The 19,029-nt window shown below is 61.8% G+C and carries 20 protein-coding genes; 6 read left to right on the top strand and 14 right to left on the bottom strand.

The genetic code is table 11. The features are described from left to right. Nucleotides 1-91 precede the first annotated feature (91 nt). The 5 genes from ccoP to RFM41_RS03395 form a co-directional block, all read right to left on the bottom strand. Complete coding sequence (ccoP, locus tag RFM41_RS03415; protein WP_320246169.1) at nt 92-955, bottom strand: cytochrome-c oxidase, cbb3-type subunit III; 864 nt, start codon at nt 953-955, stop codon at nt 92-94. Between the two features lie 2 nt (nt 956-957). Next, a complete protein-coding gene (locus RFM41_RS03410; RefSeq protein ID WP_320246168.1) occupies nt 958-1,107 on the bottom strand; it encodes a cbb3-type cytochrome c oxidase subunit 3 in 150 nt (49 codons plus the stop codon). Nucleotides 1,108-1,119: 12 nt separating this feature from the next. Next, nucleotides 1,120-1,851 carry a cytochrome-c oxidase, cbb3-type subunit II gene (gene ccoO / locus RFM41_RS03405; protein ID WP_320246167.1) on the bottom strand — a complete coding sequence of 244 codons (732 nt, stop codon included), beginning with the start codon at nt 1,849-1,851 and terminating at the stop codon, nt 1,120-1,122. Nucleotides 1,852-1,861: 10 nt separating this feature from the next. Beyond that, nucleotides 1,862-3,472 (bottom strand): cytochrome-c oxidase, cbb3-type subunit I, encoded by a 1,611-nt coding sequence (gene ccoN, locus RFM41_RS03400; protein WP_320246166.1) that lies wholly within the window; start codon nt 3,470-3,472, stop codon nt 1,862-1,864. 261 nt (nt 3,473-3,733) lie between these two features. Beyond that, nucleotides 3,734-4,447, bottom strand: a complete 714-nt coding sequence (locus RFM41_RS03395; RefSeq protein WP_320246208.1) for a Crp/Fnr family transcriptional regulator — start codon at nt 4,445-4,447, stop codon at nt 3,734-3,736. Between the two features lie 106 nt (nt 4,448-4,553). Between RFM41_RS03395 and hemN the strand changes: the two genes are divergently transcribed. Then, nucleotides 4,554-5,930 (top strand): oxygen-independent coproporphyrinogen III oxidase, encoded by a 1,377-nt coding sequence (hemN, locus tag RFM41_RS03390; RefSeq protein WP_320246165.1) that lies wholly within the window; start codon nt 4,554-4,556, stop codon nt 5,928-5,930. A gap of 75 nt (nt 5,931-6,005) precedes the next feature. Here the strand turns inward: hemN and RFM41_RS03385 are convergent, their stop codons facing one another. The 3 genes from RFM41_RS03385 to RFM41_RS03375 all read right to left on the bottom strand — a co-directional run bounded on the left by RFM41_RS03385 (nt 6,006) and on the right by RFM41_RS03375 (nt 8,331). After that, nucleotides 6,006-6,437 carry a potassium channel family protein gene (locus RFM41_RS03385; protein WP_320246164.1) on the bottom strand — a complete coding sequence of 144 codons (432 nt, stop codon included), beginning with the start codon at nt 6,435-6,437 and terminating at the stop codon, nt 6,006-6,008. Between the two features lie 102 nt (nt 6,438-6,539). Continuing rightward, nucleotides 6,540-6,797, bottom strand: coding sequence for a group III truncated hemoglobin (locus RFM41_RS34165; protein ID WP_430708732.1), 258 nt, complete (start codon nt 6,795-6,797; stop codon nt 6,540-6,542). 334 nt (nt 6,798-7,131) lie between these two features. Further along, nucleotides 7,132-8,331, bottom strand: coding sequence for an NnrS family protein (locus RFM41_RS03375; protein WP_320246162.1), 1,200 nt, complete (start codon nt 8,329-8,331; stop codon nt 7,132-7,134). A gap of 225 nt (nt 8,332-8,556) precedes the next feature. Between RFM41_RS03375 and RFM41_RS03370 the strand changes: the two genes are divergently transcribed. Then, complete coding sequence (locus RFM41_RS03370; RefSeq protein WP_320246161.1) at nt 8,557-9,261, top strand: Crp/Fnr family transcriptional regulator; 705 nt, start codon at nt 8,557-8,559, stop codon at nt 9,259-9,261. Between the two features lie 121 nt (nt 9,262-9,382). Here the strand turns inward: RFM41_RS03370 and RFM41_RS03365 are convergent, their stop codons facing one another. Beyond that, entirely contained in the window at nt 9,383-9,598 is a 216-nt protein-coding gene (locus RFM41_RS03365) for a DUF1858 domain-containing protein (protein ID WP_320246160.1), read from the bottom strand. 341 nt (nt 9,599-9,939) lie between these two features. On the opposite strand from RFM41_RS03365, the gene RFM41_RS03360 reads away from it, so the two are divergent. Both RFM41_RS03360 and RFM41_RS03355 read left to right on the top strand, forming a co-directional pair. Beyond that, on the top strand, nt 9,940-12,321 hold the full coding sequence (locus tag RFM41_RS03360; protein ID WP_320246159.1) for a phosphoketolase family protein: 2,382 nt from the start codon (nt 9,940-9,942) through the stop codon (nt 12,319-12,321). Between the two features lie 62 nt (nt 12,322-12,383). Next, nucleotides 12,384-13,559, top strand: coding sequence for an acetate/propionate family kinase (locus RFM41_RS03355; RefSeq protein WP_320246158.1), 1,176 nt, complete (start codon nt 12,384-12,386; stop codon nt 13,557-13,559). Nucleotides 13,560-13,842: 283 nt separating this feature from the next. Here RFM41_RS03355 and RFM41_RS03350 read toward each other — a convergent pair whose 3' ends face one another. After that, the gene (locus RFM41_RS03350) at nt 13,843-14,358 is read right to left on the bottom strand and encodes a GNAT family N-acetyltransferase (RefSeq protein WP_320246157.1); all 516 of its coding nucleotides are present in this window, start codon (nt 14,356-14,358) and stop codon (nt 13,843-13,845) included. A 48-nt stretch (nt 14,359-14,406) separates the two neighbouring features. Beyond that, a complete protein-coding gene (locus tag RFM41_RS03345; RefSeq protein ID WP_320246156.1) occupies nt 14,407-15,045 on the bottom strand; it encodes a helix-turn-helix domain-containing protein in 639 nt (212 codons plus the stop codon). A 506-nt stretch (nt 15,046-15,551) separates the two neighbouring features. Between RFM41_RS03345 and RFM41_RS03340 the strand changes: the two genes are divergently transcribed. Next, nucleotides 15,552-16,535, top strand: a complete 984-nt coding sequence (locus tag RFM41_RS03340; protein WP_320246155.1) for a zinc-dependent alcohol dehydrogenase family protein — start codon at nt 15,552-15,554, stop codon at nt 16,533-16,535. A gap of 164 nt (nt 16,536-16,699) precedes the next feature. Here RFM41_RS03340 and RFM41_RS03335 read toward each other — a convergent pair whose 3' ends face one another. Continuing rightward, on the bottom strand, nt 16,700-17,296 hold the full coding sequence (locus tag RFM41_RS03335) for a cytochrome b/b6 domain-containing protein (protein ID WP_320246154.1): 597 nt from the start codon (nt 17,294-17,296) through the stop codon (nt 16,700-16,702). Next, on the bottom strand, nt 17,274-17,552 hold the full coding sequence (locus RFM41_RS03330; protein WP_320246153.1) for a PepSY domain-containing protein: 279 nt from the start codon (nt 17,550-17,552) through the stop codon (nt 17,274-17,276). The genes RFM41_RS03335 and RFM41_RS03330 overlap by 23 nt, the downstream gene beginning before the upstream one ends. Nucleotides 17,553-17,762: 210 nt before the next feature. Between RFM41_RS03330 and RFM41_RS03325 the strand changes: the two genes are divergently transcribed. After that, complete coding sequence (locus RFM41_RS03325; RefSeq protein WP_320246152.1) at nt 17,763-18,278, top strand: plastocyanin/azurin family copper-binding protein; 516 nt, start codon at nt 17,763-17,765, stop codon at nt 18,276-18,278. A 158-nt stretch (nt 18,279-18,436) separates the two neighbouring features. On the opposite strand, the gene RFM41_RS03320 is transcribed toward RFM41_RS03325, so the two are convergent. Continuing rightward, on the bottom strand, nt 18,437-19,027 hold the full coding sequence (locus RFM41_RS03320) for an NAD(P)H-dependent oxidoreductase (RefSeq protein WP_320246151.1): 591 nt from the start codon (nt 19,025-19,027) through the stop codon (nt 18,437-18,439). Nucleotides 19,028-19,029 lie beyond the last annotated feature (2 nt).

Here is a 19,029-nt window from a genome sequence, read left to right as displayed (position 1 = left end):
CAGGTCAAATTGAGGGATCAAAACAAGTCGAGGCCCGGCGTGGCCGGGCCTCGTCGCTTGAGCGGCCGAGGGCCGAGAATAGGCCCCGCTCCTATTCTCCGCCGCCAAGCGAATGGACGTAGACAGCCAATTCCTTGACCGTTGTTTCGCCGAGCCGGCCGACCCAGGCGGGCATCACCCCGTTCTTCGGGGCTCGCACCTGCGAAGCGATGGCGGTTTCGCCGGACCCGTAGAGCCAAATTGCGTCGGTCAGGTTGGGAGCTCCAACGTCCCTGTTGCCCTTTGCGTTCTGGCCATGGCAGACAGCACAGTTTTCCGCGAAGACCTTGGCGCCGGGCTCGATCAGGCTCTTGTCCTTGACAGGGCCCGAAAGGCTGGCAACGAAAGCGCTGACCTGATTGATCTGCTCGGGCTTGAGCACATCGACGAAGGCAGGCATCTCCGACTGACGGGTGTCGGCGTCCGCGGCGAAGCGGATGCCGTGCGTGATCGTCTGCTGGATCTGCTCCGCCTTGCCTCCCCAGAGCCAGTCATCGTCGTTGAGGTTCGGAAAACCTTTCGAGCCTTGTGCACCGGATCCGTGGCATTGCACGCAGTTGACCTTGAATGCCGCGCCGCCGGCCGCGACGGCAAACTCGCGCAGGGTATCGTCGGCTGCGATTTCGGAGACGCTTTTGGATTGTATCGCCGCGACATATTTGGTCTTGGCGGCTTCCGCCGCAGCCATTTCGTTCTTGACTTCGCCGCGACTGGAGAAGCCCAGAACGCCCTTGGTGGCGGAACTCAGCATCGGCCATGCCGGATAGGCAATCGTGTAGGCGATCGCCCAGGCGATGGTGATGTAGAAGGTGATCACCCACCAGCGCGGCAGAGGGTTATTCAGCTCTTTGATCCCGTCCCACTCATGGCCGGTCGTCGTGATGCCCGAGATTTCGTCGATGTGCCCGTTGCTCATGATCAATCGTCCTTGAGTGGAATCTGCGCGGCCTTGTCGGCATGCGCCTTGCCGCCGGGACGAAACGCGAAAGCGATGCAGCCGACGAAGAACAGGGCCATGGCCAGCAGGCCCCAACTATCCGCAAATTCCCGCATCAGATTGTATACCATTGGTCGTTCTCCTCAGCGGTAGCCGGCGGCTTCGTCGTAGTTCTTGAAATCGACGAGGGTGCCGAGCATCTGCAGATAGGCGACCAGGGCATCCATCTCTGTCACCTGCTGCGGGTTGCCATCGAAGTCGCCGACCTTGGCCTTGGGGTAGCGAGCCTCCAGCCCAGTCGTGTCCGCGTTGGGGTCCGCCTGTGCCATCAGGTCGGCGTCGGCATGCGAGATCATGTCGTCGGTGTAGGGCACTCCGACGCGCCTGTTCGCTATCAGATGCGTCGAGAAATCCCTCACCTCGATCGGCGTGTCTTTCAGGAAGGCATAGCTGGGCATGATCGATTCCGGCACAACCGAGCGCGGGTCGGTAAGATGCTGGACGTGCCAAGCGTTCGAGTAGCGGTCGCCGACGCGCGCCAAATCGGGGCCGATACGCTTGGACCCCCATTGGAACGGATGATCGTACATCGACTCGGCCGCCAGGCTGTAATGGCCGTAGCGCTCGACCTCGTCGCGGAACGGCCTGATCATCTGGCTATGGCAGACGTAGCAGCCTTCACGCACATAGATGTTGCGGCCAGCGAGTTCGAGCGGCGTGTAGGGCCGCATGCCGTCTACTTTCTCGATCGTGTTGTCGAGATAGAAGAGCGGCGCGATCTCGACGATGCCGCCGACGGTGACGACCAGCAGCGACCCGACAAGAAGCAGCGTGGCGTTCCTCTCGATGAGCGCGTGTTTATCGATCAGACCCATGTCTGGCTCCTTATTGGGCGGGCTGGAGGGTGGGCGCGGAACCCGCCAAAGGCTGTTCTTCGCGCTGGTAGCCGAGAATCGTCATGGTGATGTTCCAGGCCATGATCAGCATGCCGGCGAGGTACATCGCGCCGCCGGTGGCGCGGATGATATAGTAGGGATGCATCGCGGCGACGGTCTCGGCGAAGGAGTAGACGAGGAACCCCTGTTCGTCGTACTCGCGCCACATGAGCCCCTGCATGATGCCAGAGACCCACATCACCGCGGCGTAGACCACGATGCCGAGCGTCGCCAGCCAGAAGTGCCAAGTGACAAGCCGCAGCGAATAAAGCCGCTCGCGGTTCCAGAGCTTCGGCACCATGTAGTAGATCGCGCCGAAGGTGATCATGCCGACCCAGCCGAGCGCGCCCGAATGGACATGGCCGATCGTCCAGTCGGTGTAGTGCGAGAGGGAGTTGACGGTCTTGATCGACATCATCGGGCCCTCGAAGGTCGACATGCCGTAGAAGGCGAGGGCCGCAACCATCATGCGGATGATCGGATCGGTGCGGACCTTGTCCCAGGCGCCCGACAGCGTCATCAGGCCGTTGATCATGCCGCCCCATGACGGCATCCACAGCATCACCGAAAACACCATGCCAAGTGTCTGCGCCCAGTCGGGCAGGGCGGTGTAGTGGAGGTGATGCGGCCCGGCCCAGATGTAGAGGAAGATCAGCGCCCAGAAGTGGATGATCGACAGGCGGTATGAGTAGACTGGCCGGTTCGCCTGCTTCGGGACGAAATAATACATCATGCCGAGGAAGCCGGCCGTCAGGAAGAAGCCAACGGCATTGTGCCCGTACCACCACTGCGTCAGCGCATCCTGAACACCCGAGAAGGCGGAGTAGCTCTTCGAGCCGAGGAATGAGGCCGGCATCGACAGGTTGTTGACGACATGCAGCATCGCGATGGTTATGATGAAGGACAGGTAGAACCAGTTCGCGACGTATATGTGCGACTCCTTGCGCTTCAGGATGGTGCCGAGGAAGACGATGAGATAGGCGACCCAGACGATGGTCAGCCAGATATCGAGATACCATTCGGGCTCGGCATATTCCCGGCTCTCGGTGATGCCGAGCAGGTATCCTGTCGCGGCCATGACGATGAACAGCTGATAGCCCCAGAAGACGAACCAGGCGAGATTGCCGCCGAACAGCCGCGCCCGGCAGGTGCGCTGGACGACGTAGAGCGAGGTGCAAATCAGCGCGTTGCCGCCAAAGGCGAAGACGACGCCGGAGGTGTGGACAGGTCGCAGCCGGCCGAAATTGAACCAAGGCTGGATGTCGAGAGCGGGATAGGCAAGCTGAAGGGCGATGACGACGCCGACCAGCATGCCGACGACGCCCCAGAACACTGTGGCGATGGCGCCATAGCGGATCGGATCATCCATGTAGGCAGAGGGATCTATCGGAGCCGCGGGCTTGAAATCCGAGTTGCGCAAGAGCAGCGCGGTGAAGCCAACCACGGCGAAGAACAAAATCCACATGTGCTGGCGAAATGGTTCGTCCACGCCGAAGCCCGCGGCCACGAGGGCCCCAAAAGCAAACAGGCTTAAAAGGACGATCTCCGTGCCATATTTCATCGCAAGTCCCCGATCTCGTCTCGAAAGTTTCGGCGGAAATGACCGCTCCTCCCGGCACCATTTCGGGATTTTCCATCCGCCAGCCTTGATTCAAGTCAAACGCGGGCCGCTTTTGTTTGGGAGCGTCCGTGCCGATCGCTGGAACGCTCCGGCCGCGACGCGAACAGGGCAAGGGGCGGCGGCGAAGCGGCCTGCAAGGCTGAGCCTCGGGTTTTGGTGAGGTCGACGCTGAACGACGGTCTTGGCGGGGGCGGTCGCTGTTCAGTCGCCGCACCGTTCCTTGAGCTGAGCCAGGCTTGCGAGGCTGATATGCCGCTTGTTCGCGATCTGGATCGCACCGTCCGACCTAAGCCGGGAGAATTCCCGGCTTACCGTCTCGATGGTCAGCCCAAGAAAATCCGCGATGTCCGCACGTGTCAGCGGCAGGTCGAAGCTCATCGAGCTTGCCGGATGGTGTGCGGGATCGATGTTTCCGGCGACCATGAGAAGGAAGCTTGCGACCTTCTCGGAGGCGGTCTTGCGTCCCAGCGCAGCCATCCAGTCGCGCGCGTCGTCGAGTTCGTTCAGCGCATGCCTCAGCAGCTGACGTGCGAGCTCAGGCGCCTCGTTGATCATTCGATCGATCGTCGTCCCTGGAAACGAGCACAGCTCCACATTCGTCAAGGCTTCGGCCTTGATCGGCCTTTTCGCCTCGAAAGGCCGGCCCAGAAAATCAGGCGCGAAATGAAATCCGACGATCTGCTGGCGACCGCCCGGCAGGTTCCTGGTGAGCTTGATCACACCGGACAACAGGTTCGAGTAGGTTCCATCGTCGGACAGCTCCATCCCTGCCGGGACCTCATGCCTCGACGAGGCTCCGGCCAGCTCGGCGAGCTGGCGGGCCTTGAGCACGCCGCATAATCCACCCCGCCGCGCTTCGCAGGCTCTGCAAATCGTGGGAATGTCGGCCTGCTGAGCATCCTGTGTGGCGGTCATCGCGACGCCCGTGATCAAATAGCGCCGGCACTTTGCGCCGGTCGCAGCTCGATCGCCTTGATCCAGATCAAGGTTTTGCCGGTATCGTTCGGGCAGTTTGCCCGGCATGAGCCCTCACGCCGCCGTCCATGCCACGCATCCAACCCCTGTTGCGAACGTTGCCGACAACGTGCCGCGTTACACGAGCTATCCGACGGCGCCGCACTTTCATCCGGGCGTTGACGCGGTAACGGTTCGCGGGTGGATGGATGCGCTTGAAGGCGATGATGAGGTATCGCTGTATCTGCATATCCCCTATTGCGACCGGCTGTGCTGGTTCTGCGCCTGCCATACCAAGCAGACGCGCCACTATGCGCCCGTCGCCGCCTTCCTGCGTTCGCTCCACAAGGAGATCGAAACGGTCGGCGGCCTTGTGAGCGGCAGGGGCAAGGTCCGGGCTGTCCATTTCGGCGGCGGCTCCCCAACGATGCTCAAGCCCGACGACATCCTCATGCTGGGAAAAGCGTTGCGGGATCGGTTCCACTTTCGCGATGACGCCAGTCTCAGCGTCGAGATCGACCCCAACGACATGGACGAAGGCCGGATCGATGCCTTCGCGGCGATCGGGATGACCAGGGCGAGCCTTGGCGTCCAGGACTTCGATCCCAAGGTGCAGAAGGCGATCAACCGCGAGCAGAGCTTTGCGCTCACCAAAAGCATTGTCGATGCGGTCCGCGCGCGGGGCGTTCAATCCGTCAACCTGGACCTTCTCTACGGCCTGCCGCATCAGACCTTGGAGAGCGTCGCGGCGACGGTCGCCCAGGCGCTGACGCTGGCGCCGGACAGGTTGGCCTTGTTCGGCTATGCGCATGTGCCCTGGTTCAAGAAACATCAGACGATGATCGACGAAGCCTGGCTGCCCGATTCCGCGGCACGCCTGGCACAGTCGCGGCTTGCCGCGCGATTTATCGTCGACGCCGGCTATGAGGCCCTGGGGCTTGATCACTTTGCAAAGCCGCAGGATTCGCTGGCGGTTGCCGCGCGGGCCGGCAGGATCCGCCGCAATTTCCAGGGCTATACCGAGGACCAGTGCGAGACATTGATCGGCCTTGGCCCGTCCTCGATCAGCCGGTATCGCCAGGGCTATGCGCAAAACATCGTTGCGACCGGTGAGTACGAGAAGGCCGTGGATTGCGGACAGCTGGCGACAGCGCGCGGCATTGAACTCAGCGTCGATGATCTGGCGCGGGGCTGGGTCATCGAGCGCCTGATGTGCAATTTCACCTTCTCGGCCGTGGACCTCGTCGAACGCTTTGGTGCCGTCGGGCAAGGCTTGCTCTGCGAAGCGAGCCGCCTGGCTATCAGCGGTCACGGCGAGCTTCTCCGGCTCGAGGGCGAAAACTTCACCGTACCGGAGGAAAGCCGCCCGCTTGTCCGGACCGTGGCGGCGAAGTTCGACAAATATCTCAGCAGCGGAACGGGCAGGCATTCGCTGGCGGTTTGAGCGAGTCCTTGTTTTATGCATGTCGTTTTCCCAAAACCGCTGTGCACTTTTGGGCGACATGCATTGGACCGCGGATCAGAAGTGCTCGCCGATCTTGAAGGGACCGACGCGGGTTCCGGCCGCGATCAGATAGGCGGTTGACCAGCCGATCAGCAGAAAGCCGTTGATGCCTTCCAGGGCCGCCAGGATGCGCCAGCCATGGGCGGGCACCACATCCCCATAGCCGACCGTCGAGAAGGTGATGGTCGAAAAATAGAGCGCCGTCTCGAAGTCGTTCAGGATCCCGATCAGCCGGTAGATTCCGGCCCATAGCCAGACTTCCGCCGTCATGATCGCGAAAAGCCCCATCACCACGCTGATCATGGCGATGACCCGGCTGCGCCGGCCATGCATGCGGAAGAGCGCGACAAGACGCGCCATCACGCGCGTGATCGCGATAAGGCCGAAAGTGTGGATCAGGACCGTCAGGCTGATGACGATCGTGCCGACGCAGAGATTAACGATCATCCAGGGAAACTAGGCCACGGTCGGTCCCAGTCCTTGCGTAAAATCAAGCCTGACATAAGCTACCAAGATCACGGCGCGTCGGCGGCATTTGAAAAGGCAGAACTACGCGCCACCCGCGGCAGCGGCGGGACCGGGGCGAAAGAACATGGCGAGCTTCAGGCTCGCCGCTATCCGCTCGGCACGCTCGACAAACACCGCCGCGGTTTCGGGCGCGAACAGCTCCGCCGCCGTTTCGCGAAAGAGAGCCAGCCAGATCTCGAAGTCGGCTTCGGTGACGTCCTTGAGCTTCAGGTGAGCAGGCGCCGGCCGGCCATTGTAGTCGCCGCTCTTCAGGATGACGGAGCACCAGAAGTCCGTCATCTTCTCCAGATGAGGCTCCCAATCGCCGACAATCTCGCCGGCGAAGATAGGTCCGAGCCGCTCATCCTTTCTCACCCTGGAATAGAATTTGCGAACCAGCGCTCCTATCGATGTCCGATCGACGCCAGGGCGAAGCAGAGGCTGTTCGGCGGCAGGGCGAACCCTGTCAAGCAAGACGGGCTTTGAAGTCATTCAGGTTCCTTGTTTCTCGAGTGTTCGGGTGAATGGCGACCCACCGATGCGCGCCGTCATGGACCGCGCGCCGCCGCCGTCGTGGTCGCGGATGACGTTCGACATGTGGGCCCGGTGGAAGCCCTCCACAACATGCACTTGCTCAAGAGAGATTCCTGCTGCGCGCATTGCGCCGCGGCCGCGTCAGCATGCCGCCGAACAGGACTGCATAGCCGATGAAGGCCGCGGCCCAGAACGCCGCCGACAGATGGAGGAGAATTGCCATGGCAGGCGCCATGCCGGCGGCCACGCGCAGGATGGCGGCAATGATGATCGCGGCGAAAATCGCGCATGTGCCGCCACTAGCCTTTAGTTCGCGGCCCGTATGGCCAAGCGTGGCGCGGGCCATGACGGCAAGCGTCATGCAGGCGACCGTTCCCACCGCGAACGCATGAATGCCGGCCACCGTGGGAATCCTGTCGGGGACGAGGACGCTCAAGCCCGCGAGCAGAAGCCCAACCGGCACAAAGACGAAGGCAACATGCAGGATCAGAACCAAAGGGTCGGGCAGCGTCCGGTAGCCTGCCCAGCGGGCAAGCCGCACGGCGTTGAAGATCGCCGCGGCGACCAGCAACATGCCGGTTGCGATGCTGTCGGGAAAGAATGTCCATGCGGCGAGCCCGACGGCGGACAGCGCGATCGTTCCGACATCGAACCTGCCGAACGATGCCGGGAGCCGGCCCGGCTTCTCGCGAACGAGCCAATTGCGGGTGAAGCTCGGAACGATCCGTCCGCCGATAATCATGACGAGGACGACAACCGCTCCAAGACCGAGGCGCCGGCTCATGTCGGAGATGCCCTGGTAATGCGCTTCAGCATGAAACATGACATTTGCCGCAAAAAGGGTCGCGACGGGCAGCAGCACCTTGAGGTTCCGCCAGTTTCGCCCGGCGACGATTTCCGTGGCGGCGGCAGCCACCACCGCGAGGAGAAACGAGCAGTCTATGACGGCGCTCAGGAGCCAGCCCGTTTCCGCCGAGAAGAACACGGCCGCCCGGCCCGCAATCCAGAGCAGCACCAGTGCCAGCAGGCGAAAATCCTGAACCGGAAGCCGCCCGGTCCAATTCGGAATTGCGGTCAGCAGGAAGCCCGTCACGACCGCCGGCAGATAGCCAAAGAGCAATTCGTGCACATGCCAGTCCACGGGCAGGAAGGTGCTGAAGGTCTCGAGCCTGCCGTAATAGAGAGGCAACCAAAAGAGTATGGCGGTGCCTGCCTGCAGCGAGCCGAGCAGAAAGAAGGGCCGGAACCCGTAGGAGAAAATTGCCGGATAGACGCTTGGCCGTGTCCGCGGAATTGCCATGGCATGCCTCATGGGAGACCAGGCGAGGTGCCTGTTTTCAGTCCATCTCTATCCCGGCCCCGAAGGGTGGAATTTGCGCTAGATCAAACACGCGGGTGAATGGCCGAGGGCCGCGACGGGAGGCTTCACTTGTCGACGGGCTGCCGTCCGTGACAAAGTCCGTCAGAGGGGCCCTGTCAGAGGGCCTTGAGCGCGTTGCACTGTTGAAACCGGGAGAAAAGCCAATTGGCAAGCCTTGATCGATCGCTGATTGCCGGGCTGTCCGTCTTCGAGGGGATCGCTGCCGCCGATCTCGATCGCATAGTCGGGCAGGCAAGATCGATCCGGGTCGCCAGGGATCAATCGGTGTTCGAGCAGGAGCAGGAGGCCCATTCGTTCTTCCTGCTGCTCGACGGCCATGTGCGCGTGGTGAAATCGACTCCCGACGGGCACGAGGTGACGGTGCGCTACATAAGCCCCGGCGAGTTGATGGGGATCGCCGGGGCGCTGGGCCGGACGACCTATCCGGCAAATGCCGTCGCCGCCGTCGATTGCGTGGTGCTTGCCTGGCCAAGTCATCTCTGGCCGACATTCGCGACGAGCTTTCCGAGCTTCAGCGCCAACACCTACAAGATGGTGGGAAGCAGGCTGCAGGATGCCCACATGCGCGTCATCGAGATGTCCACCGAGCAGGTCGAACAGCGCGTTGCGAATGCATTGCTCAAGCTGGTCAAACAATCGGGAAAGAAGGTCGAGGAAGGTATCCTGATCGATTTCCCGATTTCGCGCCAGGACATCGCGGAGATGACGGGCACGACGCTTCACACAGTAAGCCGTCTGCTTTCGGCCTGGGAAGACCAGGGGCTGGTGAAAAGCGGACGCCAGAGGGTTGTCGTGGTCGAGCCTCATCGGCTTGTTGTGGTCGCCGAGGGGCGTGGATCGAAACGCTAGTGCATTTCACCGTTTCACGGAAACGGCGAACCGCATTATCTCTTTGTTTCTACGCAATTCCGGACGGAAGGCTACGGCGAAGTCGCTGAGCCTAACCGTTCACACTTTTCCTGGAATTGCTCTAATCCGCATCGCCGCGTTTGATCGCTGCCTCGAGGTCGCGGCGAAGTTGGTCCTCGTCCAAATCATGCTCGCGCGCCGCTTCGGAAACTGTGTGAAAGGAAGCGATCGGACAGCCGGCGCACAGCATTTTGTGCTGGAGAACGACACGGATCGTCGCCGGGGCCGCGCGCATGATCCCGTCCATCGTCGCATCATCGTTCAACTGGCGCTTCATGCAGGCATCCTGCCCGAGCTTTCCATTGTCTTCGTTGCTCTGAAACAAAGATGACGTCGTCTTGCCTGGCTCGACAGGCTGCAGCTCGATCGCGTTTGGGTCTAAAGCGTGTCGCGATCTTTCAGATTCACTCTATGTGCTCTAGGTTTTTGATTTTACGCATGTCTTGATCCCGAAACCGGCCCTTGGCCGGCATTTTGCGATGGATCAAAGCTCGATCGTTTTTCGCCGGATAGATCGATGACGACCGATCTTGACACCGAGCCGTCGTGAACCGGTGGCAGCATTCGTGCGTTCTGCTTTAGCCGGCGTCGGGCTTGGAACCAGCGAAGGAATGAGAAATGACCGAGCGCCCCAGCACCAATCGGTTGTCCGCCCAGGAATTGCACGACATAGATGCCTACTGGCGTGCCGCAAACTACCTAACCATCGGGCAGATTTACCTGCTGGACAATCCGCTGCTCAGCGCGCCGCTTCGGTTGGAGCATGTCAAGCCAAGGCTGCTCGGCCATTGGGGAACCTCGCCGGGTCTCAGCTTTATCTATGCGCATCTCAATCGCGCTATCAGACAGCGCGATGCCAATGTCATCTATGTCTGCGGTCCCGGTCATGGCGGACCCGCCATGGTGGCGAATACCTACCTCGAGGGCACTTACAGCGAGGTCAATCCGGATATCGCTTTGGATGAAGCCGGAATGAAGAAGCTCTTCCGGCAGTTCTCGTTTCCGGGCGGCATCCCAAGTCATGCGGCGCCCGATGTGCCCGGCTCGATTCATGAGGGCGGCGAGCTCGGCTACGCGCTTTCGCACGCCTATGGCGCGGCCTTCGACAACCCGGACCTTATCGTCGCCTGCGTCGTCGGCGACGGAGAGGCGGAAACCGGGCCGCTCGCCACCTCCTGGCATTCCAACAAGTTCCTCAACCCGGCGCTTGACGGCGCGGTGCTGCCTATCCTCCACCTCAACGGCTACAAGATCGCCAATCCCACCATTCTTGCCCGCATTCCCGAGGAAGAGCTGCGTGCGCTGTTCATAGGCTATGGCTACGAGCCGTTGTTCGTCGAGGGCGACGATCCCGCCTTGATGCATGAGCGGATGGCGATCGTGCTCGACGATGCGCTCGACCGCATCAAGGCGATCCAGGATGCGGCCCGCAGTGGCCCAAAGACGGCGCAGTCGCGGCCGAAATGGCCGATGATCGTGCTGCGGAGCCCGAAGGGCTGGACCGGTCCCAAGGAGGTCGATGGACTGAAGACCGAGGGTTTCTGGCGCGCCCACCAGGTCCCGCTCTCCGGCCTCGCCGAGAATCCAGCGCATCTGAGGATGCTCGAGGAATGGATGAGAAGCTACCGGCCGGAAGAGCTTTTCGATGCCGCCGGCGCTCCCGTGGCAACGATCCGCGCCACCGCTCCGCAAGGTGAAAGGCGCATGGGCGCCAACCCGCATGCCAATGGCGGCCTGCTGCGCCGGTCTCTGGAACTGCCCGCCTTGCAAGCGCATGCGCTTCCAGTCGAGCGTCCCGGAAGCATCAAGGCAGAATCGACCCGTGTGATGGGCAGTTTCCTGCGTGACGTCATGGCATTGAATCAAGGCACCAGAAACTTCCGCATCGTCGGGCCCGACGAGACGGCTTCGAACCGGTTGCAGGATGTCTTCGACGTGACCGAGCGCGCCTGGATGGAGCAAATCCTGCCTGAGGATGTCCATCTCGGCCGCGAAGGCAGGGTACTGGAGATTCTATCCGAGCACACCTGTCAGGGCTGGCTGGAAGGCTATCTGCTCACCGGGCGCCATGGCTTTTTCTCCTGCTACGAGGCCTTCACGCACATCGTCGATTCCATGTTCAACCAGCATGCGAAATGGCTGGACGCCTGCCGCGATCTGCCTTGGCGAAGCCCGATCGCTTCCTTGAACTACCTATTGTCCAGCCATGTCTGGCAGCAGGAACACAACGGCTTCAGCCACCAGGATCCGGGCTTCATCGACGTTGCCTTGAACAAGAAGGCCGACGTCGTGCGCGTCTATCTGCCGGCGGATGCCAACAGCCTGCTTTGCGTGACCGACCACGTGCTGCGGACATGGAACCGCATCAATGTCATCGTCGCGGGCAAAGCCAATTCCTGGCAGTGGCTGTCGATCGACGAGGCGAAAGTCCACTGCGGGGCCGGTATCGGCATATGGGAGTGGGCATCGACCGACCGCGGCGACGAGCCGGATGTGGTGATGGCCTGCGCCGGCGACGTGCCGACGCTCGAGACGCTGGCCGCCGTCCAGATCCTGAAACACCACATTCCCGAGCTCAAGATTCGCTTGGTGAACGTCGTCGACCTGATGACCCTGCAGCCGAAAGAACACCATCCGCACGGTTTATCGGATCGCGAGTTCGATGCGTTGTTCACGACGGACAAGCCCGTGATCTTCGCCTATCACGGCTACCCATGGACCATCCATCGCCTGACCTATCGGCGGACCAACCACGACAACATCCATGTGCGCGGCTACAATGAGGAAGGGACGACGACGACACCCTTCGACATGACCGTGCTCAACGGGCTCGACCGCTACCATCTGGTGCTTGGCGTGCTCGACCGTATTCCCGAACCGGCCGGTGCTCACATCGAGCTGAAACAAGCCATGGAAGGCAAGCTGATCGAGCACCGGGCCTATATCCGCGAGCACGGGCAGGACATGCCCGAGATCCTCGGCTGGAAGTGGGAGCAATAGCCGATGACGAAGCGCCAGGCCGAGAGCTTCCGACCCACAAAAATGGCCGGGGCAGGTCGACCATGACGGATGCAATTCTTGTCCTCAATGGCGGCTCATCGAGCCTGAAGTTCGCCGCCTTTCAAGGGCGCGACGACCTTCATCTGCTGGTGCGTGGCAGCGTCTCGTCGATCGGCGAGCGGCCCCGGCTTCACGTCGCGCCCACGGCAACGACGCCGCCGTTCGACAGGAACCTTGGCGGGCAACCGATCTCCATCGACAAGGCGTTCGAAGCCGTCGCGTCCTATCTGGCGGACCGTGGTCTGTTGCGCCGGGTGCGCAGCGTCGGGCACCGGATCGTGCATGGCGGTCGGGAGTTTGCCCGCGCAACGCTGCTCGATCAGCGCACGCTCGATGCCTTGCGCGGGCTCGCGCCGCTCGCCCCGATCCACCAGGCGATCAACCTGGAACTCGTCGACCTGGCCCGCCGTCTTCTGCCCGGCGCCATCCAGGTCGGCTGTTTCGATACAGCCTTTCACGCGACGCAGCCTGATCTCGCAAGACTCTATGGCCTGCCGCATGAGATGTCGGAGCAAGGCATCGTGTCCTACGGTTTCCACGGGCTCTCCTACAGCCATATCGCCAGCGAGCTCCGCAACCGTTACGGCGCCGCCGCCGGTGGTAAAACGATCGTTGCCCACCTTGGCAGCGGGGCGAGCCTTTGCGCGATGAAGGCCGGCGCAAGTCATGCCACCACCATGGGTTTCTCGACGCTTGACGGCCTTGTCATGAGCACGCGTTGCGGGGCGATCGATCCCGGCGTCCTCCTGCATCTTCTGCAAGAGCGTAAGCTGTCGTGCGATGAACTGGCCGACTTGCTCTACGAACGATCCGGTCTGCTCGGGTTATCCGGCATCTCCGGGGACATGCAGACACTGCTTGCATCGAAAGATCCGGCGGCCAAGCGCGCCGTTGATCTCTTCGTCTATCGTGTCGGGCGTGAGATAGGATCGCTTGCCGCGGCGATAGGCGGGCTTGATACGCTCGTGTTCACCGCGGGCATTGGCGAGCATGCGCCTGTGATCCGACAGAGGATCTGCGAAACCGTGGGATGGCTTGGCGTTGCGCTCGACAAAGAGCTGAACGCGAGCAGCGAAGAATTGGTCAGCACCGGGGATTCCTCCGTCGACGTGCTTGTCATTGCGGCCGACGAAGAGCGGGCGGTGGCTGCGGAACTGCTCAATTTCGAAGCGGGTTGATCACGACAGCTGCCAGTTGGCGGAACGCCCTCCTGCGTGCCAAAATTGCCAGCTGAGGCGGGTGGTCGATCCCTTAGGGGTGTAGCCGTTCGCCGGCCCGCTACCCGGTCACCAGGATCTGGTGGCGGGCTCCCAGAAGGTGGAAAAGCAAGGCGGTGTCTAGTGTGTTTCACCGTTTCACGGAACGGCGAAACACGCTATCTCTTTGTTTTTATGCAACTCCGGACGGAAGGCTACGGCGAAGTCGCCGAGCCTAACCGCTCACACTTCTCCTGGAATTGCTCTAACTCGCCAATCTGGCGCCGAGCTTCCGCTGGACCAGGACAAGCGTCGGATCGTCAGGATCTGCCGCGACGGTGAAGCCCATCTCGCGCTCAAGCTCGATCGCCGCGCGGTTCTCGCGGCTCTCGATCGACTCGATCGTCTCGATGTCATGAGCGTCGGCGTAACGCGCGATATAGCCGAGAAACTCCCAGCCGACGCCGAGATGCTTGCGATCCTCTCGGATGCAAATGGCGACTTCGCCGCGACGGTCGGCCGGATCGGCTGCGAGGGTCGCCACCGCGATCAGCATTCCGTCGGTCGAGAAGGCGAGAAAATTATGGACATGCGGATCGTCCGAACGGGTCATCGCCACTAGGCGCTCATGCGAAACCTCCCTCACGGCTCCGAGGAAGCGGAAGCGCAAATCCTCAGCGGTCACATGGGTGAAGAACTCGGCCACGAGCGGCTCATCGTCAGGGCGTGCGCGACGTACTTCGAAGCGAAATCCGGTATGGGTGGTGAGGGTGCTTTTCATTGTCGTCCTTTTCACGAGATTGGCGCGGCGATCTTGCGAACTCAGCCCTTATTCCCCCATCGCCAGCAATGTGTCGCGTTTGAGAATTTCGATGCTGCGCAGGTTGAGCAGGCGGATCACGCCTTTCTCCTTCAGGCGGGTGAAGACCCGCGAGACGGTTTCGATGGTCAGGCCGAGATAGTCGCCGATGTCGTTGCGCGACATAGGCAGTTCCACCTGACGCAGCCCGCCCTGACGCTCCGACATTTCGACGAGGAATGCCGCGACGCGCTCAATGGCGTTCTGGCGGCCAAGCACCAGCAGATGTTCCTGCGCCCGGGTCAGGCCTTTGAGCGCGAGAGGCAGCAGCTGGCGCGACATGTCCGTGCCTGAGGGCGTGCGAAAAACGCGCACACCGGTTGCATTGATGGCTTCGGCGAAGAAGTGGTGCGTGGCATCGGCCTCGAAACCGAAGGTCTCTCCCGCCATGTGAAACGCGCTTATCTGTCTGCGGCCGTCGGCGAGCAGGCGGTAGATGCGGACCGCGCCGAACTCGACCTGGTAGAGCGCACCCGCTTTTTCGCCCTGGGCGTAGATTTCGGCCCCTGACGAGAAGAAGGTGACCGGCGTTGTCGGCCCTTCAGAGACAGGCGCAGGGCTCTGGACATAGGACGGCAGTTCGATCTTGGCGGAGGCTTGAGCGTACATGGCTGTGATCCTGGGCTGGGGTCCTGGTGAATTGTGACAACAGCAATCGCGCAAATCCCCCAATGCCGAAATTCGGTTATGTCCCTACGGGAAACTACGTAGGGCTGTCCTGAAACCGCCAGATCGAGCAGGCCACGCGGGGCGAGGCTTTCGTTCTATGCAATTGACCACGATCAAGGCCCGGATGAACCGGCCCGGCGATCATTCGGTCGAACCAATCATTCAACCCAGGGTGCCTGAACATGACTTCCGATATGATCGAAATCTGGGCTGGGATACTCGGCCTTGCCTATCTTGTCGCAGCGGGCGTTTGTTTCGAAATGCTTTCCGCCGGGAAGCGCAACGACGCTTCGGCGGGCTACGGTTTCGGCCGTCACGCACGGCCGCACCCGGTGAGGGTCAGGCGCTCCCGATAGGAACCGGTGCCGGATCGGCGCGTTTCCATTCTCGTTGCCGAGCGGAAGCCGTCTGTTCCTGTCGATGTTCCGAGAAGCCGGGGAAACGTGATGAAGGCAATGGTGCTGGAAAAGCCCGGTACGCCTTTGATCCTCGTCGAACGTCCCGACCCAATACCGGGGCCGGGCGAGATCAGGCTCAAGGTGGAGGCGTGCGCAGTCTGCCGCACCGATCTGCATGTCGTGGACGGCGACCTGCCGCAGCCGAAGCTGCCGCTCGTGCCGGGCCATGAGATCGTCGGCATCGTCGATCTGGTCGGCGAGGGCGTGTCGCGATCCCGGCTTGGGCAGAGGGTGGGAGTCCCTTGGCTCGGACACACATGCGGCCACTGTCCCTATTGCACCTCCGGCGCTGAAAACCTCTGCGACCAGCCGCTCTTCACCGGCTACACGCGCGACGGCGGCTTCGCGAGCTATGTCGTCGCCGACGAGCATTTCGCTTTCGAGCTCGATGCTGCCGCCGATCCGGTGTCGCTGGCGCCGCTCCTGTGCGCAGGACTGATCGGCTGGCGCTGCCTCAAGAAGGCAGGCGACGGCCGCCGGCTGGGCATCTACGGCTTCGGCGCCGCCGCGCATATCATCACGCAGGTCGCGATCTGGCAGGGGCGTGAGATCTTCGCCTTCACGCGGTCCGGTGACTTTCAGGCGCAGAAATTCGCGCGCTCGTTGGGCGTCGCCTGGGCAGGGTCGTCCGATGAACTGCCTCGCGTCGAGCTTGACGCCGCGATCATTTTCGCGCCGGTCGGCGAACTGGTGCCAGCGGCGTTGCGGGCTGTGCGCAAAGGCGGTCGCGTGGTTTGCGGTGGTATCCACATGAGCGACATCCCGTCGATGCCCTACAAGCTTCTCTGGGAAGAAAGAGAATTGGTGTCGGTCGCGAACCTGACCCGCCGTGACGCGGAGGAATTCTTCCCGATAGCGCAGCGTGCTCAGGTGCGCACGCATACGAAGGCTTATCCGCTCCAGCAGGCCAATCAGGCGCTGGACGATTTACGGATGGGGAGATTGAGCGGAGCCGCTGTTCTGGTGCCGTGACCTAAAGCGCGTCGCGATCTTTCAGATTCGCTCCATGCGCTTCAGGTTTTTGATGTTACGCATGTCTTTATCCCGAAACCGGTTCCCACTTTCGGGAGACATGCTTTAAGAATTACACTGAACGGGAATGCCGCCCAATCAGGAATCGAGCAGGCTGGCGATCGTCAGGGAATATCGGCCTGCTCGGCCTTGCGTTTCCGCCCCGTGATCATGGCCCGGACCAGGTTTTCGCGATGCCGAAAGCTTGCCAACGCCACGCCGCAAATGTGGAGCAGCACGAGCAGCAGCAGACCGTGGGCAGCCAGGCCGTGCGCCGTTTCGACCCATGCTACGCCGAAATAGGCATCCGTGGTCATGAGCCAGCCGGTCAGCGCGGTCGCGCTCATTATCGCAATCAGCGCCACCACCATGGCGCCGCCTGCAGGGTTATGCCCGATATAGCGTGCTTCGCGACCGCCCAGCATCGCGGAGAGATAGCCCAGCACTGTCGCCGGACCGCGCACGAATTGCGAGAAGCGCGCATAAGGCGGCCCCAGGACGCCCCATGCGAGCCGCAACGCGATCAGCGCGCCGGCGGCGTAACCAGCCAGGTGGTGGATGTCTTCCAAGGAATGGCGTGTCAACCACGCCGTGGCGAAGCTGAGCACCAGCGCCCAATGGAAACTTCGCACGACGCGGTCCCAGACACGCACCTCCCGTGCCTCTGGCTGCTCACCCGCTGCCACCGAGATGTTCCGGTCAGTTTTCGCCGGCTTCGGCATTGTCGAGCTTTTCAAGGGTCTCGGCGTTATAGGCCAGGTTGACTTTCTTACCCGACTTGTCGACCGCGTAGACTTCGTAGCACCCCTTCTCGACTTTGATCTGCCGTACTGTCAGCCCCTCACCAGTCAACTGCGCCTGGAGAGCTGCTTTGGATTTGAACTGCGATTTCGGCGCGGTGCTGCAAGTGCCGCTTGCGGCAAGCGCCGGTCCTGCGAGCATTCCGGCAAGCGCTGCGAGAACGAGTGTACGATACATGATGGCTCCATGGCTGTTGGGCGCGGATGTCACGCCTGTAGGTGGGATTTTCGATCAGACGATGATTTCACCGTCATTCGGGCGGCATACCCGATTCAACCTGACAGTCGGCTGACAGCTCGCAGCAGCTGATTTCACCACGATCAGTTTGATTTGGCGCAAGGACGGCGGATGGCCGCGCGAGCAGGGTGAGGATGGGCGCGAGCACTCATGCCGCCGTCCACAAGGAGGATCATCATGACGAGCATACCCAAACTCGGACTTGTCGCCGCGATGTTCATGACCTGCAGTTCCAGCCTCGTCCAGGCTGCCGCGCTTGTCCAAGTATCACTGTGGGACAAGGGCGCGAGTATGGAAATGCCGACCGGGCTGATCTATGCGGCTCCAGGACTGGACGCCACAAAGGCCACCATGGGCATCAAGGTTTCACCCGGTGCGGTGAAGGCCGGGAAGGTCACCTTCAAGGTGAAGAACGATTCCAAGGATACTATCCACGAAATGATCGTGATGTTCCTTGCCGATCCGAAGAAGCCCCTTCCTTACATTGATGCCGAGAACCGGGTCGACGAAGACAAGGCCGGCGACAAGGGCGAGGTTTCGGAGCTGGATCCCGGCAAATCGGGTTCGTTGACCGTTGATCTGAAGGCGGGGAAATACCTGCTTATCTGCAACGTGCCCGGCCACTATGGCGCGGGCATGTGGGCCGAATTCACAGTCAATCCTTAAGCCAACCGGCGCTCGACCGAAGATCTGCGACTGCTGTCGCTTCGACGCTTGCCGAGATCGCCCGAAATTCAGGTGCCTTACCACGAGTGGCGGCTCCGACATTTGTTTGCCGAGCCACCACTCCCGAATGCTCTCCGCGACTTTTCCGGGTCGGCGTCTCAATGCCCTCGCTGACCGAGGGCGCGCATCTGCTCGATCCACTTCGCGCGCTTTGCGTCGCTGGCGTCCGCGACCATGCCGAACAAGGTTTCCCGCACCGGCCTGATGCCGACAAAATTGAGGATGCCGCGCCGCATGCCGGCAATCCCGTGGCTGAGGAACCACACCCGGTAGACGACCGCTGGCATTCCCATCGTCACCACCAGGCGGGCGGAGCGCCCGCGCAGCAAGGATTTGGTGAAACCCTCGCCCTTGGCCGGGTAGGCGAACGCCGTGCCTGGCCGCATCACCTGCTCGAGGAAAGCTTTGAGCATCGCCGGCACGGTGCCCAGCCAAAGCGGGAAGACAAAGACGAAATGCTCCGCCCAGACGACGGCCTCGGCCGCTTCCCTGAGATTGTCGGGGATCGGCCCGTGCTCGAATTCCTGCATCGTCCGAAGGAGCGGAATGTCCAGCAGGGCCAGGTCGATCTTGCGCACGTCATGGCCGGCCATCTCCGCGGCCTCGGCATATGCCGAAGCCAAGGCGCGGCAAAGCCGGTCGGGGGATGGATCAGGATGGCCGATGAGGACAAGTATGCGCCGCGGCATGG

This window comes from Mesorhizobium vachelliae, assembly GCF_033977325.1.
Taxonomy (GTDB): domain Bacteria; phylum Pseudomonadota; class Alphaproteobacteria; order Rhizobiales; family Rhizobiaceae; genus Mesorhizobium; species Mesorhizobium vachelliae.
Note: the sequence above shows the minus strand (reverse complement) of the source record. Positions and strands in the feature narration are given on the sequence as shown.

Bases quoted from the DNA above. Each gene is read 5' to 3' on its own strand.
- RFM41_RS03340 (WP_320246155.1), top strand. From the start codon at position 15,552: ATGAAGGCAATGGTGCTGGAAAAGCCCGGTACGCCTTTGATCCTCGTC.
- ccoP (WP_320246169.1), bottom strand. From the start codon at position 955: ATGAGCAACGGGCACATCGACGAAATCTCGGGCATCACGACGACCGGC.
- RFM41_RS03335 (WP_320246154.1), bottom strand. From the start codon at position 17,296: ATGCCGAAGCCGGCGAAAACTGACCGGAACATCTCGGTGGCAGCGGGT.
- RFM41_RS03350 (WP_320246157.1), bottom strand. From the start codon at position 14,358: ATGAAAAGCACCCTCACCACCCATACCGGATTTCGCTTCGAAGTACGT.
- RFM41_RS03410 (WP_320246168.1), bottom strand. From the start codon at position 1,107: ATGGTATACAATCTGATGCGGGAATTTGCGGATAGTTGGGGCCTGCTG.
- hemN (WP_320246165.1), top strand. From the start codon at position 4,554: ATGAGCCCTCACGCCGCCGTCCATGCCACGCATCCAACCCCTGTTGCG.
- RFM41_RS34165 (WP_430708732.1), bottom strand. From the start codon at position 6,797: ATGACGGACTTCTGGTGCTCCGTCATCCTGAAGAGCGGCGACTACAAT.
- RFM41_RS03330 (WP_320246153.1), bottom strand. From the start codon at position 17,552: ATGTATCGTACACTCGTTCTCGCAGCGCTTGCCGGAATGCTCGCAGGA.
- RFM41_RS03375 (WP_320246162.1), bottom strand. From the start codon at position 8,331: ATGGCAATTCCGCGGACACGGCCAAGCGTCTATCCGGCAATTTTCTCC.
- ccoO (WP_320246167.1), bottom strand. From the start codon at position 1,851: ATGGGTCTGATCGATAAACACGCGCTCATCGAGAGGAACGCCACGCTG.
- ccoN (WP_320246166.1), bottom strand. From the start codon at position 3,472: ATGAAATATGGCACGGAGATCGTCCTTTTAAGCCTGTTTGCTTTTGGG.
- RFM41_RS03365 (WP_320246160.1), bottom strand. From the start codon at position 9,598: ATGAAGCGCCAGTTGAACGATGATGCGACGATGGACGGGATCATGCGC.
- RFM41_RS03345 (WP_320246156.1), bottom strand. From the start codon at position 15,045: ATGTACGCTCAAGCCTCCGCCAAGATCGAACTGCCGTCCTATGTCCAG.
- RFM41_RS03385 (WP_320246164.1), bottom strand. From the start codon at position 6,437: ATGATCGTTAATCTCTGCGTCGGCACGATCGTCATCAGCCTGACGGTC.
- RFM41_RS03320 (WP_320246151.1), bottom strand. From the start codon at position 19,027: ATGCCGCGGCGCATACTTGTCCTCATCGGCCATCCTGATCCATCCCCC.
- RFM41_RS03395 (WP_320246208.1), bottom strand. From the start codon at position 4,447: ATGACCGCCACACAGGATGCTCAGCAGGCCGACATTCCCACGATTTGC.
- RFM41_RS03325 (WP_320246152.1), top strand. From the start codon at position 17,763: ATGCCGCCGTCCACAAGGAGGATCATCATGACGAGCATACCCAAACTC.
- RFM41_RS03360 (WP_320246159.1), top strand. From the start codon at position 9,940: ATGACCGAGCGCCCCAGCACCAATCGGTTGTCCGCCCAGGAATTGCAC.
- RFM41_RS03355 (WP_320246158.1), top strand. From the start codon at position 12,384: ATGACGGATGCAATTCTTGTCCTCAATGGCGGCTCATCGAGCCTGAAG.